This window comes from Streptomyces sp. NPDC006294 (assembly GCF_042870895.1).
GTDB lineage: Bacteria > Actinomycetota > Actinomycetes > Streptomycetales > Streptomycetaceae > Streptomyces.
Window position 1 is genome coordinate 73,685 of record NZ_JBIAHV010000016.1, and the last position, 12,555, is coordinate 86,239.

The window sequence follows — 12,555 nt, forward strand, 5'->3', positions numbered from 1 at the left end:
TCCTGCTGATCTGCCCGACACTCCGCGGCAGGACGAACGGCGCGCACGCCCCGACCCCGTTGCGGGGGCTTGTCCCCTACCCGCCCCTTCCCGGCCCGGGGGCTCCGCCTCAAACACCGGCGAGGCCGGGTGTGGCGCTCTCGTCGGGGCGCTGCCCCGAACCCCGCGCCTCTCCCCCTACGGGGCTGGATGTGCCGGGTCCGGCGGGGGAAGACTGAGACCACCGCGCGAAGCGCGGTACCAGGCCCGGGCGAAGCCCCGCCCACCCATCGGCACGGGCCCGGGTCCGGGCGGAGCCCGGCATAGCGCCCGGAGGCGGTACGAGGTCCGGGGCCTGCCCCGCCACGCGGCGGAGCGGCACATCCGGTACAGCGAGAAGGGGCCGGCAGGGGGACACGCCCCCGCAGCCGACGTCGCCCACCAACGCGCCCGGCCCCTGGCGCGCATGCGCGCCAGGGGCCGGGTCGGGAGGGACGCAAACGTCACGCGCCCCGCAACACCGCTCCCGTACGGTCGGACGCCAGCACCACCGCCGCGTCCCGCGCGGACGACGCCTCGTCGACCGTCAGCGTGCGGTCCGCCGCGCGGAAGCGCAGCGCGTACGCGAGCGACTTGCGGCCGTCGCCGATCTGCTCGCCGGTGAAGACGTCGAACAGGCGGATGGATTCCAGCAGTTCGCCCGCGCCCTCGCGCAGCGCGGACTCGACGTCCGCCGCGGGCACGTCGTCGGCGACGACGAGCGCGACGTCCTGCGTGGCGACGGGGAACGTGGAGATCCGCGGCGCCTGGACCGCACCGGTCGTCGCCCGCTCCAGCACGTCGAGCTCCAGCTCCGTCGCGCAGGTGCGGTCCGGCAGGTGCAGCGCCTTGACGACGCGCGGGTGCAGTTCGCCCGCGTGGCCGACGAGGGTCTCCTCGCCGTCCACCGTCGCGTACAGCGCGGCGCAGCGGCCCGGGTGCCACGGCGCGTGCTGGTCGGCGCGGACGGTGAGTTCGACGCCCGCCTCGCGGGCGACGAGCCGGCCGGCCTCGATCGCGTCGGCCCAGTCGGCCGGACGGCCCTTGCCCCACCAGCCGTTCTGCTCGCGGGCGCCCGCGAGGACGACGGCGACGCGCCGCGGCTGGCGCGGCAGTGCGGCGTCGAGTCCGGCGATCTCCTCGTCGGTGGGGCGGCGGTCGACGGGGAGGCGTACCGCGGGACGCTCCTCGCCGGTGGGACGGAAGACGAGACCGGTCTCGAAGAGTGCCAGGTCGTGGCTGCCGCGGCCGTCGTTGCGGCGCAGTGCGGCGAGGAGGCCGGGCAGCAGCGTGGTGCGCAGCGCCGGCTCCTCGTCGGAGAGCGGGTTGACGAGCCTGACGACCCGGCGGCGGGCGTCGTCCGCCTCCAGGCCGAGCTGGTCGAGGACCGGTTCGCCGATGAAGGGGTAGTTCGGCGCCTCCACGTAGCCCGCGCCGGCCAGCGCGCGGCCGACCCGTCGGTGCAGCCGCTGGCGGGCGGTGAGCCCACGGCCGGACGGCGGCGTGGGCAGCGTCGAGGGAAGGTTCTCGTAGCCCTCGAGCCGGATGACCTCTTCCGCGAGGTCGTTGGGCTCGGTGAGGTCGGGCCGCCACGAGGGGACGGTGACGACGAGCGCGTCCTGCCCGTAGACGTCGCAGCCCACTTCCTGGAGGCGGCGCACCACGGTCTCGCGGCCGTAGCTGACGCCCGCGACGCGGTCGGGGTGGTCCGCGGGCATGGCGATCGTCCGCGGCGCGCTGGGCGCGACGACCTGGGTGACACCGCCCTCCGCGGTGCCGCCGGCGAGGAGCACCAGCAGGTCGACGGTGCGCTGCGCGGCGGCGGCCGCGGCCTGCGGGTCGACGCCGCGCTCGAAGCGCTTGGACGCCTCGGAGGACAGCTTGTGGCGCCGCGCGGTGCGGGCGATCGCGACCGGGTCGAAGTGCGCGGCCTCGATGACGACCTCGGTGGTGGCACCCGCGGTGTCGTCGTGGTCGGCGATCTCGGTGTTGGCGCCGCCCATGACGCCCGCGAGGCCGATGGGCCCGCGGTCGTCGGTGATGACGAGGTCCTCGGCGTCGAGCACGCGCTTGACCCCGTCGAGAGTGGTGAGCTTCTCGCCGGGCTCGGCGCGGCGCACCCCGATCGGCCCGTCGAGACGGGAGCGGTCGTAGGCGTGCAGCGGCTGGCCGAGTTCGAGCATCACGTAGTTGGTGATGTCGACGGCGAGGGAGATCGGGCGCATCCCGGCCTTCTGCAGCCGGCGCTTGAGCCAGATCGGGGAGCGTGCCTCTGGCTCGAGGCCGACGACGGTGCGCGCGGTGAAGCTGTCGCAGCCGATCGGGTCGGCGACCTTGACGCCGTAGCCGTACGAGTTGGGTCCGGGCACGTCGAGCAGCGCGGGGTCGCGCAGCGGCAGCCCGTAGGCGGTGGCCGCCTCGCGGGCGACGCCGCGCAGCGAGAGGGCGTAGCCGCGGTCGGGTGTGACGGCGATGTCGAGGACCTCGTCGACGAGCTGGAGGAGCTCGATCGCGTCGGTGCCGACCTCGTACTCGGGCGGGAGCACGATGATGCCTCCTCCCCCAGACTCCGTCCGCGGGGATCCCCAGCCGTCGTCGCCCATGCCGAGCTCGTCGCCGGAGCAGATCATGCCGTGGGACGTCTTGCCGTACGTCTTGCGGGCGGCGATCGCGAAGTCGCCGGGCAGCACGGCGCCCGGGAGGACCACGACGACCTTGTCGCCGACGGAGAAGTTGCGGGCGCCGCAGACGATCTCCTGCGGCTCGCCGGTGCCGTTGGCGTGACCGACGTCGACGGTGCAGAAGCGGATCGGCTTCTTGAACTCCGTCAGTTCCTCGATGGTCAGCACCTGGCCGACGACCAGGGGGCCCTTGAGCCCGGCGCCGAGCTGCTCGACGGTCTCGACCTCGAGGCCGGCGGCGATGAGTTTGGCCTGGACGTCACGGCCGGTCTCCGTCGCCGGCAGGTCGACGTACTCCCGCAGCCAGGAAAGCGGGACCCGCATCAGATCTCCATCCCGAACGGCCGGGTGAACCGGACGTCACCCTCGACCATGTCTCGCATGTCTTCGACGTTGTGGCGGAACATCAGCATCCGCTCGATGCCGAACCCGAAGGCGAATCCGCTGTACTTGGCGGGGTCGACGCCGCAGGCGGTGAGCACCTTCGGGTTGACCATCCCGCAGCCGCCGAGCTCGATCCAGCCCTCGCTGGAGCAGGTGCGGCAGGGCCGGTCCGGGTTGCCGACGGACTCGCCGCGGCAGACGTAGCAGACCATGTCCATCTCGGCGGACGGCTCGGTGAAGGGGAAGAAGTTGGGCCGCAGCCGGGTCTTCATGCCCTCGCCGAACAGCGCCTGGACCATGTGGTCGAGGGTGCCCTTGAGGTCGGCCATGGTCAGGCCCTCGTCGACGGCGAGCAGTTCGACCTGGTGGAAGACGGGAGTGTGCGTGGCGTCCAGCTCGTCGGTGCGGTACACCCGGCCGGGGCAGATCACGTAGACCGGCGGCTCCCGGTCGATGAGCGAACGGATCTGCACGGGCGAGGTGTGGGTGCGCAGCACCACGCCGGAGTCCGCGCCGCCCTGTTCGTCCTGGACGAAGAAGGTGTCGTGCTCACCGCGCGCCGGGTGGTCCGGGCCGATGTTGAGCGCGTCGAAGTTGAACCACTCGGCCTCGACCTGCGGGCCCTCCGCGACCTCGTAGCCCATGGCCACGAAGACGTCCTCGATGCGCTCGGAGAGCGTGGTCAGCGGGTGGCGGGCACCGGCGGGGACGCGGTCGTGGGGCAGCGTGACGTCCACGGCCTCCTCGACGAGCACCCGGGCGTCGCGCTCGGCCTCGAGCTCGCTCTGGCGGGCGGCGAACGCCCTGCCGACCTCGGCGCGGGCCTGGCCCACGCGCTTGCCGGCCTCCGCCTTGGCCTGCGGCGGCAGTGCGCCGATCTCGCGGTTGGCGAGGGAGAGCGGCGAGCTGCCGGAGGTGTGCGCGGACTTCGCGTGTGCGAGCGCGTCGAGGGAGTCTGCGGCGGCGAAGGCGGCGAGCGCCTCGTCCCGCATCCGCTCGATCTCTTCCGGTTTCAGTGCCTCGACCTCAACCGGGTCGTACGACTTATTGGGTGCGGACATCTCTTCCCGTACTTCCGATGGTCTGGCTGGGGACCCCGCACGTCAGGGACGACCGAGGACGCAAAGGTGCCAAAAGTCGAGTCTAACGGGGTGTGGAGCGGCGAATGAGCCCGCGGGCCGCCCGGGCCCTCCCGCGGCGACCCTGGAGGGACCGCTAGAGGAGATGCGCCGGGGTGCCGACGGGCAACGTAAATCGGAACTCGGCGCCGCCGGCGGGTCCGCGGCCGACGGTGATCGTCCCGCCGTGCGCCTCGACGATGCCCTTGACGATGTACAGACCGAGGCCGGTGCCGCCGCGTTTGCTCCCCCGCCAGAAGCGGGTGAAGACTCGGCTCATCGACTCCTCCGGAATGCCCGGGCCCTCGTCGGTCACGGTGACGGCGGTGCCGGCACCGTTCTGCTCGGCTCCGCAGTGCGAGGGCGCTATGTCGATGGTGACAGTTCCCTCTCCGTGCCGCACCGCGTTTTCCAGCAGGTTGCCGAGCACCTGGTCGACCTTGTCGGGGTCGGCCCACAGCTCGGGCAGCGGCGCGCTGACCCGGACGCGGAACCGGTCGGGAGCCTGCCCGGCGGCCACGTGCGCGTCGACGTGGCGGCGTACGGCGGCGCCGAGGTCGACGGGCTGGCGGCGCACTTCGAGGCGGCCGGAGTCGATCCGGGAGATGTCGAGGAGCTCCGCGATGAGGCGGGTCACGCGGCCCGCGTCGGCGTCGACGGTCTCCAGCATCAGCCGCTTCTGGTCGTCGGTGAACCGTTCCCACTTGGCGAGGAGCGTGGCGGTGAAGCCCTTGACGGAGGTCAGGGGCGAGCGCAGTTCGTGGGCGACGGTGGCGATCAGCTCGGCGTTGCTGCGTTCGCTGCGGCGGCGGGCCTCCGTGCCGCGCAGGCTGACCACGAGCCGGCGCAGCGGGCCGGTGGGGAAGTCGCGCACGTAGCGGGCCGAGACGAGGACCTCGCGGCCGCCGGGGAGCAGGAGATTGCGCTCGGGCTGACCGACGCGGGTGGCGAGCCCGCCGTACGGGTCGGTCAGGGTCCACCAGCGGCGGCCCTTGAGGTCCTCGAGCGGCAGCACGCGTTCCAGCGGGAGCCCGACGGCGTCGGTCCTGGCGACGGCGGTGATCCGGACGGCGGCCGCGTTGAAGCAGACGACGAGACCCCGCTCGTCGGCGATCACCAGACCGTCGGGGAGGTCGTCGGGGTCGACACAGGACGCCTCGTGGCCCCACAGGGCCGCGTCCTGTGGCTCTGCCGGTCTGCTGGTCCCGACCGTCATCTCCCCGTACCCCACCTCTCCGCCGGCGCAGTGGGCCCCCGAGTGCGTCACCCTACTAGCTCAAAGTGACGTCGCCGACCCCCTGAGCGAGTGGTCCTCAGGTCGCGGGGGCGCCCTTGGCCCCGGCGCGCTGGGCGCGCGCCGAGGCGTAGAGACATACGGCCGCGGCGGTCGCCAGGTTCAGACTCTCGGCCTTTCCGTGGATGGGGACGCGCACGACGGCGTCGGCGAGCGCGCGGGTCTTCTCCGGAAGCCCCCACGCCTCGTTGCCGAAGATCCAGGCGGTGGGGCCGCCCATGGTGCCGGCGTCGAGTTCGTCGTCGAGGTCGTCCTCGCCCGCCCCGTCGGCGGCGAGCACGCGTACGCCCGCGTCGCGCAGCCCCTGGACGGCCTGCTCCACGGGTACGCCGACGGCGACCGGCAGATGGAAGTGGGAGCCGACGGACGCCCGCACCGACTTGGGGTTGTAGAGGTCGACGGAGGCGTCGGTGAGGACGACGGCGTCCGCGCCGGCGGCGTCGGCGCAGCGCAGCACGGTGCCGGCGTTCCCGGGGTCGCGTACGTGGGCGAGCACGGCGACGAGCCGGGGCCGGGCGGCGAGGATGTCCTCGAAGGGCGAGTCGAGGAACCGACAGACGCCGACGAGCCCCTGCGGGGTGACGGTCTGGGAGACCTCCGCGAGCACGGCGTCCGCGGCGTGGTGTACGCGGGCTCCGGCGGCGCGTGCGGCGTCGACGATGTCCGCGTAGCGTTCCGCCGCCTCGACGGTGGTGAACAGCTCGACCAGCGTCGCCTCTCCGTCGGGCCCGCGGTGCGCGACGGCTTCCCGCACGGCCTGCGGCCCCTCGGCGATGAACAGGCGGTCCTTCCCCCGGAAGTTGCGCTTGGCGAGCCGCCGCGCGGCGAGGACTCGGGGGGAGCGGGGGGAGATCAGCTCGGGGGTCGTCATGCGGCTCGACGGCTCTCTCTCACGGGGTGCGGTTGGGGAGGTGTTTCGTGGCGTGCGGCCGGTTCGGGCACCGCCGGGGCCTCGGCACCCGGTCGTGAGCCTCGGCGAGCGCGCCGGTGCGCGCGGGCGCGGCCGGGGCCTTCACGCCGGCCGTGAGCCTACGCGACGGGACCGAACGGGCACCCGGGCTCGGCCCGGGGGGCCTCTGCACCCGGCCGTGCCCCGAGGTGAGCGCGCCGGCGCGTGCAGGCGTTCGGCCAGGGCCATTGCGCTCCGGCCGTGAGCCCCGGCGAGTGAGCAGAAAGGTCGCGCACAGCGCCCCGGAGGCGAACCGAGCCCTTGAAAAGAAACCGGACCCGCAGGCCGAGGCCTGCGGGTCCGGTCGGGCTCTGTGCGGGCGTCAGGCGGCCTTGGGGGCGTTGACGTCGCTCGGCAGCGCCTTCTGCGCGACCTCGACGAGCGCGGCGAACGCGTTGGCGTCGTTCACGGCGAGCTCGGCCAGGATCTTGCGGTCCACCTCGATGTTGGCGGCCTTCAGACCCTGGATGAGGCGGTTGTACGTCATGCCGTTCTGGCGGGCAGCGGCGTTGATGCGCTGGATCCACAGCTGACGGAAGTCGCCCTTGCGCTTCTTGCGGTCGTTGTAGTTGTAGACCAGGGAGTGGGTGACCTGCTCCTTGGCCTTGCGGTACAGGCGCGACCGCTGGCCGCGGTAACCGCTGGCCTGCTCCAGGATCGCCCGGCGCTTCTTGTGGGCGTTGACTGCCCGCTTGACGCGTGCCACTTTTTGACTCCTTGTAGCGGGGCCGTGGGTGTCCTCACACGACCCGAAAACGAATTGGTCCCGGTCTCGGCGTCCCGTCCCCGTCACCGGGGACGTGGGACGTCACTTACCGAGAAGCTTCTTGATCTTCTTGGCGTCGGCCGGAGCCATCTCCGCATTGCCGCTCAGGCGACGCGTCAGCGTGGACGGCTTGTGCTCGAGCAGGTGGCGCTTGCCGGCACGCTCCCGGAGCACCTTGCCGGAGCCGGTGATCTTGAAGCGCTTCTTGGAACCGCTGTGCGTCTTGTTCTTCGGCATCGCGCCGTATCTCCTCATCAGTGGCGCTCCCCCGGTGCGGGCACCGGACTGCGGGAGCGTCAGATCGTGGTTATGGGTTCCGGGGCGGACCGGGGCCGCCGCGCGGGCAGCCCGTCGGTCATGCCTCGGACGTTGTGTCGGTCGGGGCGGCGGCGTCGACGCCTTCGCCCTCTTCCTCGTGCAAGCCCTGGCGCTCGGCCTTGCGTGCGGCCTGGGCCTCACGCGCCTCGGCCATGGCCTCGGTCTTCTTCTTGTGGGGGCCGAGAACCATGATCATGTTCCGGCCGTCCTGCTTCGGGTTCGACTCGATGAAGCCGAGGTCCTCGACGTCCGACGCGAGGCGCTGCAGCAGACGGAAGCCAAGCTCGGGGCGGGACTGCTCACGACCACGGAACATGATCGTGATCTTGACCTTGTCGCCCTGCTTGAGGAACCGGACGACGTGACCCTTTTTGGTGTCGTAGTCGTGCGGGTCGATCTTCGGCCGGAGCTTCATCTCCTTGATGACCGTGTGCGCCTGGTTCTTGCGCGCCTCACGGGCCTTCATGGCCGACTCGTACTTGAACTTCCCGTAGTCCATGAGCTTGCACACGGGCGGACGGGCGTTCGCCGCCACCTCGACGAGGTCGAGGTCGTACTCCTGAGCAAGCTCAAGGGCCTTGGCAAGCGGAACAATCCCGACCTGCTCGCCGCTGGGACCGACAAGTCGCACTTCGGGAACGCGAATCCGGTCGTTGATGCGGGGCTCGGCGCTGATGGATCCTCCTAAGTAGCATCACGCGGATGTCTGGCAGACAGCCGCGCATACGTCTGTTTCAACAGACCAACCGCGCCGAGACGTCAAAAATGCCCCAGACGGGACACAGGCGGCAGCTCCGTCAATACCGGAGCACCGCCGCGGTCGACCGCGGGGCGCACATCGGGCGACTCCATCGTCCGTACGGAACGATGGTGGCCGCCTGACCGGTGACCCGCCGTCCCGAGGGACGGCCAGGTGGGAGATCGGAGCCTCCACTTGTGGGCTGGGCACGGACGTGTCCAGCCGGTCGTCACACAAGGTTAGCAGCTCCCGGGGGCCGGGGCTAACCGGTGGCCGGGGCGGGGGCGCACGCGGCGGGGCATATCGTGTGCCTCATGAGTGACGCGACCTCCCCCGACGAAACGCCCGGATCACCCGAATCGCCCGACTTCGACGCCATGACGCGTGACATCGCCGAGGTCCCGGCCGTCGAGGTGATCGTCACGGTCGCGGTGAACCTGATGAGCGCGGCAGCGGTGAAGCTCGGCCTCACCGAGGACGCCGAGGACCACAAGGACCTGGACGAGGCCCGCAAGCTCGTCCACGCACTGGCCGGCCTGCTGGACGCCAGCACGACGGAGATCAGCTCCTTCCACGCGGCGCCGCTGCGGGACGGTCTGAAGTCGTTGCAGCTCGCCTTCCGTGAGGCGTCGCTGGTGCCGGACGAGCCGGGTCAGGGCCCGGGCGAGAAGTACACCGGCCCGGTCTACGGCTGACCCGGCGCTATCCCGCTTCCTTTACGTAGAAGGGCTCGCCCGGTGCGGCGGCCCCGGCCGGCAGCAGTGCCAGGTCGAGGCCCCGTACCAGGCGGGCCCTCAGTACGTCGTCGGCCGCCAGCGCCTGCGCGACGCGCCGGCCGGCCTCCGCGGGCGCCGTGTCCGCCGCCAGGAGCAGCGCCAGTGTGCCGTCGGAGTCCCGCCCGGGGCCGAGGTGGGCGCGCAGCACCGCGGGCTCGGCGGCGAGGGCCGTGCGCAGGGCATCGGTGACCGCGGGGTCGGCGAGCGGGTCGGTGCTCGTGCGGCCCTCGGCGAGGGCGAGCAGGGCGGGGCCGCTCAGCTGGTACGGCACGGGCCCGGCCAGGTCGAGCACGAGGGTGTCCGCCTTCTCGTGGGCGGCGGCCTGGAGCGCCTGGTGCAGAGGCACGGCGACGGGGCGCGCCTCCGGGTCCCACCGGGCGAGCGACGCGATCGAGGTGAACGCCGGAAGAGCGCGGCGGGAGCCGGCCGTGAGCGTCGGCACGGCCATGTCGCTGCTCTTCTCGCGGCGCAGGCCGGTCTCCGCGTCCTCCTCGACCTCGCCGAGCACGGCGACGACGGGGACCAGGAGCCGGGCGCCGCGCAGCGCGTCGAGCACCGGCTGTTCGGCCGTCCGGTCCTCGGACCAGGCGGCGAGAGCCGCCTCAAGGGCCGGGTCGGCGGTGCCGTCGTCGTCGGAGAAGCCGGGGTCTGGGATGTTCTTGAGCGCCACCCGACGAGCCTAGCGTCCTGCCGGTACGGGCCCGGCGGCCGGTCGGGAGCGGGTCAGGTGCGGCGGGGACGGCCGCCGCGCCACAGGGCGACGGACGTGGCCAGCAGCAGGGCGCCGGCGCCGCCGGCGGCCGCGGCGAGCCAGCCGCCGACCCTGACGGTCTCGTCGGCGGGTGCGGGCCCGGGGCCGAAGTACTCCTTGCTGTAGCCCGCGGTGGCGGCTTTCAGGTCGCCGGGGCGCAGCTTCGCGCCCTCGGTGAGCGCCGCCGCCGGGTCGACCGTGCCGTAGCCCTTGGAGTCGTCGCGGCCGCCCTCGGGGGCGTCGCGTGCGGTGTCCATGAGGAGCCGCTTGACCTGGGCGGGCGTCAGTTCGGGATGCGCGGAGCGGACGAGGGCGACCGCGCCGGATACAAAGGCCGCGGCGGCACTGGTGCCCCACCCCTCGTAGTAGCGGCGGTCGGGGTCGGCGATCACGATATTGACGCCGGGGGCGCTGACGGTGGCGTACCACCGGCGGGTGGAGAACGAGGCGTGGGTGCCCCAGCGGTCGACGGCGGTCACCGCGATGACGCCCGGGTATGCGGCGGGGTAGGAGACGTGGTCGCCCTTCTCGCCGCCGTTGCCGGCGGAGGCGACGACGACCGAGCCCTTGGAAAGGGCGTACTGGACGGCCGCGTCCTCGCCGGCCTCGGGGTGGGCGGACTCGCTGTCGTCGCCGAGCGAGAGGTTGATGACGTCGGCGCCCTGGTCGGCCGCCCAGCGGATGCCCTGCGCCAGGGCGGTGCCGCGGGTCTTGCGGGCCCGGTCGCGGGCCTTGTCGCTGCCTTCGAGGATGACCCGGACCGGGAGGATCTTCGCCTCGGGGGCAATACCGAGCACGCCGGCGTCCCGGCCCGGGCCGTGGCCGTGACCGGCGACGATGCCGGCCATGGCGGTGCCGTGCCGGGCCCACGCGCGGTCGCCGCGGGTGGCGCCGAAGCCGATGAAGTCCTTGCCGGGCAGTACGGAACCGGCCAGGTCGGGATGCTGGTCGTCCACCCCGGTGTCGAGCACCGCGACGGTCACGCCCTCGCCCTTGGTCGTCTGCCACGCCTCGTCCGTGTGCATCGCCTCGAGGCTCCACTGCTGGGCCCGGATGGAGTCGGCGTGCGCGGGTGACGCGGGCAGCACGACGAAGGCGGTGGCGACGAGGCCGGCGACGAGACGGCGGGCGTGGGGATGTCTCATCGGGGATTCTCCGTGGCTTGGCCGGAGGCGGGGCGCGGGGCGCGGTCCCGGTCCGCGTCCGTGGTGCCGCCGTCGGTCCCGCCCTCCTTGCCGCCGCTGTTCTGGCCGACGGCGCGGCGCAGGGCCTCCTGGATGCGCTCCGCGACACCGGCGGCCTCATGACCGAGCCCGGCCTGGGCGGGGTCGCTCGTCGCACCCTTGGCCCGGGCCTCGTCGGCGGGCTGCGGGTCGCTCACGGCACGGCCGTCGGCGAAGCCGGAGACCGCGTAGACGACGACGGGCGCCTCGGTCACGACCTCGACCGTCCAGCTGGCTCGCTGGTCGCTGCCGAACCCGGCGGCGACGGTGCCCTTCGCCGGGAAGGTGCGGGGCATCAGGTCGGTGCGCTCGCCGAGCGACTCGGTCGTGAACCGGTTGTGCAGCGCGAGCATCCCCTGCTGGTCCGCCTCCGTGAAGACGAGCCCGACGGTGGTGACGCTGCTGGCCGTCGCGTCGGTGTACGTGGCGCGCAGCACACGGGTGCAGCCCACCGGCTCGAGCGCCTTGGTGAGCAGCGGGTCCAGCGCGGCCGCGCAGTCGCCGTCGGGCGCGACCGCGATCCGCGTCCACGCCCGGTCGGCGCCGCCGGGGCCGGCGTCGTCACCGGTGAGGGTACGGGGGAACAGGGTGTCGACGGGGACGCTGTGCCAGGCGGCCCGCACCTGGGCGTAGGTGGCGCCCTCCGGGGTGTCCGCGCTCGAGTCGCCGGTCAGCCAGGTGCCGGTGACGGCACCGCCGATCAGCCCGAGGCCCAGCACGACGGAGGCGATGGCCCCGACGGTCCGCGCGGGATGCCGTGCGGGGACGGGCCGCAGCCGCGTGGTCATCTCGGCCGGCGTCTCCGGCGGGATCCACAGCTGCGCGGGCGGCCGCGGCGCGTCGGCCCGCGGCGTCATGTCGACGCTGCCGACGGGACGCGGCGGCCGCGCCGGGGGCGGCGGCGGGGACGGGTGCCGGTCGCCGATGGGGCGCAGCCGGGTGGTGGTCTCGACATCGGGGATCGCGCCGTCGCCACGGTTCGGCGGCGTGCCGCCCGACGACCGACCGGAGTCCCCCGCCGCCTCACGGGTGCCGCCCGCCGCGCCTGCGCCCCGCGCCTCCGGCACGGCGGGCGCGGGCGCACCGGACACCTGGCCGGGCCGGGGCGCCGCCGGACCGGTCGCCCGCTCTGGCGCGCCGGACGCCCGGCCGGGCCCCGCACCGCCGGTACGCGGCACCGGCGGAGCCGGATGGCGCGGCGGGGCAGCCGGACGCTCAGTGGACGACGACGCAGGACGAGGGCCCTGGCCCCCGCCAGGCGCGGCCGGACCGGGTCCGGAAGTGGCCTGGCCGGGCCGGGGAGCCGGCCGGGGGCCAGGAGCCGCGGGACGCTCTGGCGCGCCGGACGCCCGGCCGGGGCGGGAGTCCGCCATACCGCCGGTACGCGGCACCGGCGGAGCCGGGTGACGCTCCGGCGCAGCCGGACGCTCGGCGGAGGACGAGGTGGCACCGGGTCCGTGGGCCACGGGCGCCTGACCCGGACGTGACGGCCCCACGCCGTCGGTGCGCTGCGGCATGGGCGGGGCCGAGGGGCGCCG

Annotated in this window: 10 protein-coding genes and 1 pseudogene; 1 reads left to right on the top strand and 10 read right to left on the bottom strand. The window is 73.6% G+C overall.

What is annotated here, in order from left to right; all coding sequences use genetic code 11:
* Positions 1-482: 482 nt before the first annotated feature.
* From pheT to infC, 7 genes are all read right to left on the bottom strand, one after another.
* The gene (gene pheT, locus ACFYOP_RS26495) at positions 483-3,023 is read right to left on the bottom strand and encodes a phenylalanine--tRNA ligase subunit beta (protein ID WP_356895058.1); all 2,541 of its coding nucleotides are present in this window, start codon (positions 3,021-3,023) and stop codon (positions 483-485) included.
* Positions 3,023-4,144 carry a phenylalanine--tRNA ligase subunit alpha gene (gene pheS / locus ACFYOP_RS26500; RefSeq protein WP_356895060.1) on the bottom strand — a complete coding sequence of 374 codons (1,122 nt, stop codon included), beginning with the start codon at positions 4,142-4,144 and terminating at the stop codon, positions 3,023-3,025. Before pheS ends, pheT begins: the two co-directional genes overlap by 1 nt.
* A gap of 154 nt (positions 4,145-4,298) precedes the next feature.
* Positions 4,299-5,417, bottom strand: a complete 1,119-nt coding sequence (locus tag ACFYOP_RS26505) for an ATP-binding protein (RefSeq protein ID WP_356895062.1) — start codon at positions 5,415-5,417, stop codon at positions 4,299-4,301.
* A 97-nt stretch (positions 5,418-5,514) separates the two neighbouring features.
* Positions 5,515-6,366, bottom strand: a complete 852-nt coding sequence (locus ACFYOP_RS26510; RefSeq protein ID WP_356895064.1) for an RNA methyltransferase — start codon at positions 6,364-6,366, stop codon at positions 5,515-5,517.
* Between the two features lie 400 nt (positions 6,367-6,766).
* Positions 6,767-7,150: a 50S ribosomal protein L20 gene (gene rplT, locus ACFYOP_RS26515; protein WP_018103794.1), complete on the bottom strand. Its 384-nt coding sequence runs from the start codon at positions 7,148-7,150 to the stop codon at positions 6,767-6,769.
* Positions 7,151-7,252: 102 nt separating this feature from the next.
* Positions 7,253-7,447, bottom strand: a complete 195-nt coding sequence (gene rpmI, locus ACFYOP_RS26520) for a 50S ribosomal protein L35 (protein ID WP_356895066.1) — start codon at positions 7,445-7,447, stop codon at positions 7,253-7,255.
* Between the two features lie 118 nt (positions 7,448-7,565).
* Entirely contained in the window at positions 7,566-8,204 is a 639-nt protein-coding gene (infC, locus tag ACFYOP_RS26525) for a translation initiation factor IF-3 (protein WP_356895231.1), read from the bottom strand.
* 377 nt (positions 8,205-8,581) lie between these two features.
* On the opposite strand from infC, the gene ACFYOP_RS26530 reads away from it, so the two are divergent.
* Positions 8,582-8,962, top strand: a complete 381-nt coding sequence (locus ACFYOP_RS26530) for a DUF1844 domain-containing protein (RefSeq protein ID WP_356895068.1) — start codon at positions 8,582-8,584, stop codon at positions 8,960-8,962.
* A 7-nt stretch (positions 8,963-8,969) separates the two neighbouring features.
* On the opposite strand, the gene ACFYOP_RS26535 is transcribed toward ACFYOP_RS26530, so the two are convergent.
* The 3 genes and pseudogenes from ACFYOP_RS26535 to ACFYOP_RS26545 all read right to left on the bottom strand — a co-directional run.
* On the bottom strand, positions 8,970-9,713 hold the full coding sequence (locus ACFYOP_RS26535; RefSeq protein WP_356895070.1) for an SseB family protein: 744 nt from the start codon (positions 9,711-9,713) through the stop codon (positions 8,970-8,972).
* A gap of 53 nt (positions 9,714-9,766) precedes the next feature.
* Entirely contained in the window at positions 9,767-10,939 is a 1,173-nt protein-coding gene (gene mycP, locus ACFYOP_RS26540; protein ID WP_356895072.1) for a type VII secretion-associated serine protease mycosin, read from the bottom strand.
* Positions 10,940-11,046: 107 nt separating this feature from the next.
* A pseudogene (locus ACFYOP_RS26545) lies at positions 11,047-11,874 on the bottom strand (hypothetical protein); the annotation flags it as partial.
* Between the last annotated feature and the right edge of the window lie 681 nt (positions 11,875-12,555).

Coding starts and splice junctions, on each gene's coding strand:
- pheT (WP_356895058.1), bottom strand. CDS start 3,023: ATGCGGGTCCCGCTTTCCTGGCTGCGGGAGTACGTCGACCTGCCGGCG.
- pheS (WP_356895060.1), bottom strand. CDS start 4,144: ATGTCCGCACCCAATAAGTCGTACGACCCGGTTGAGGTCGAGGCACTG.
- ACFYOP_RS26505 (WP_356895062.1), bottom strand. CDS start 5,417: ATGACGGTCGGGACCAGCAGACCGGCAGAGCCACAGGACGCGGCCCTG.
- ACFYOP_RS26510 (WP_356895064.1), bottom strand. CDS start 6,366: ATGACGACCCCCGAGCTGATCTCCCCCCGCTCCCCCCGAGTCCTCGCC.
- rpmI (WP_356895066.1), bottom strand. CDS start 7,447: ATGCCGAAGAACAAGACGCACAGCGGTTCCAAGAAGCGCTTCAAGATC.
- ACFYOP_RS26530 (WP_356895068.1), top strand. CDS start 8,582: ATGAGTGACGCGACCTCCCCCGACGAAACGCCCGGATCACCCGAATCG.
- mycP (WP_356895072.1), bottom strand. CDS start 10,939: ATGAGACATCCCCACGCCCGCCGTCTCGTCGCCGGCCTCGTCGCCACC.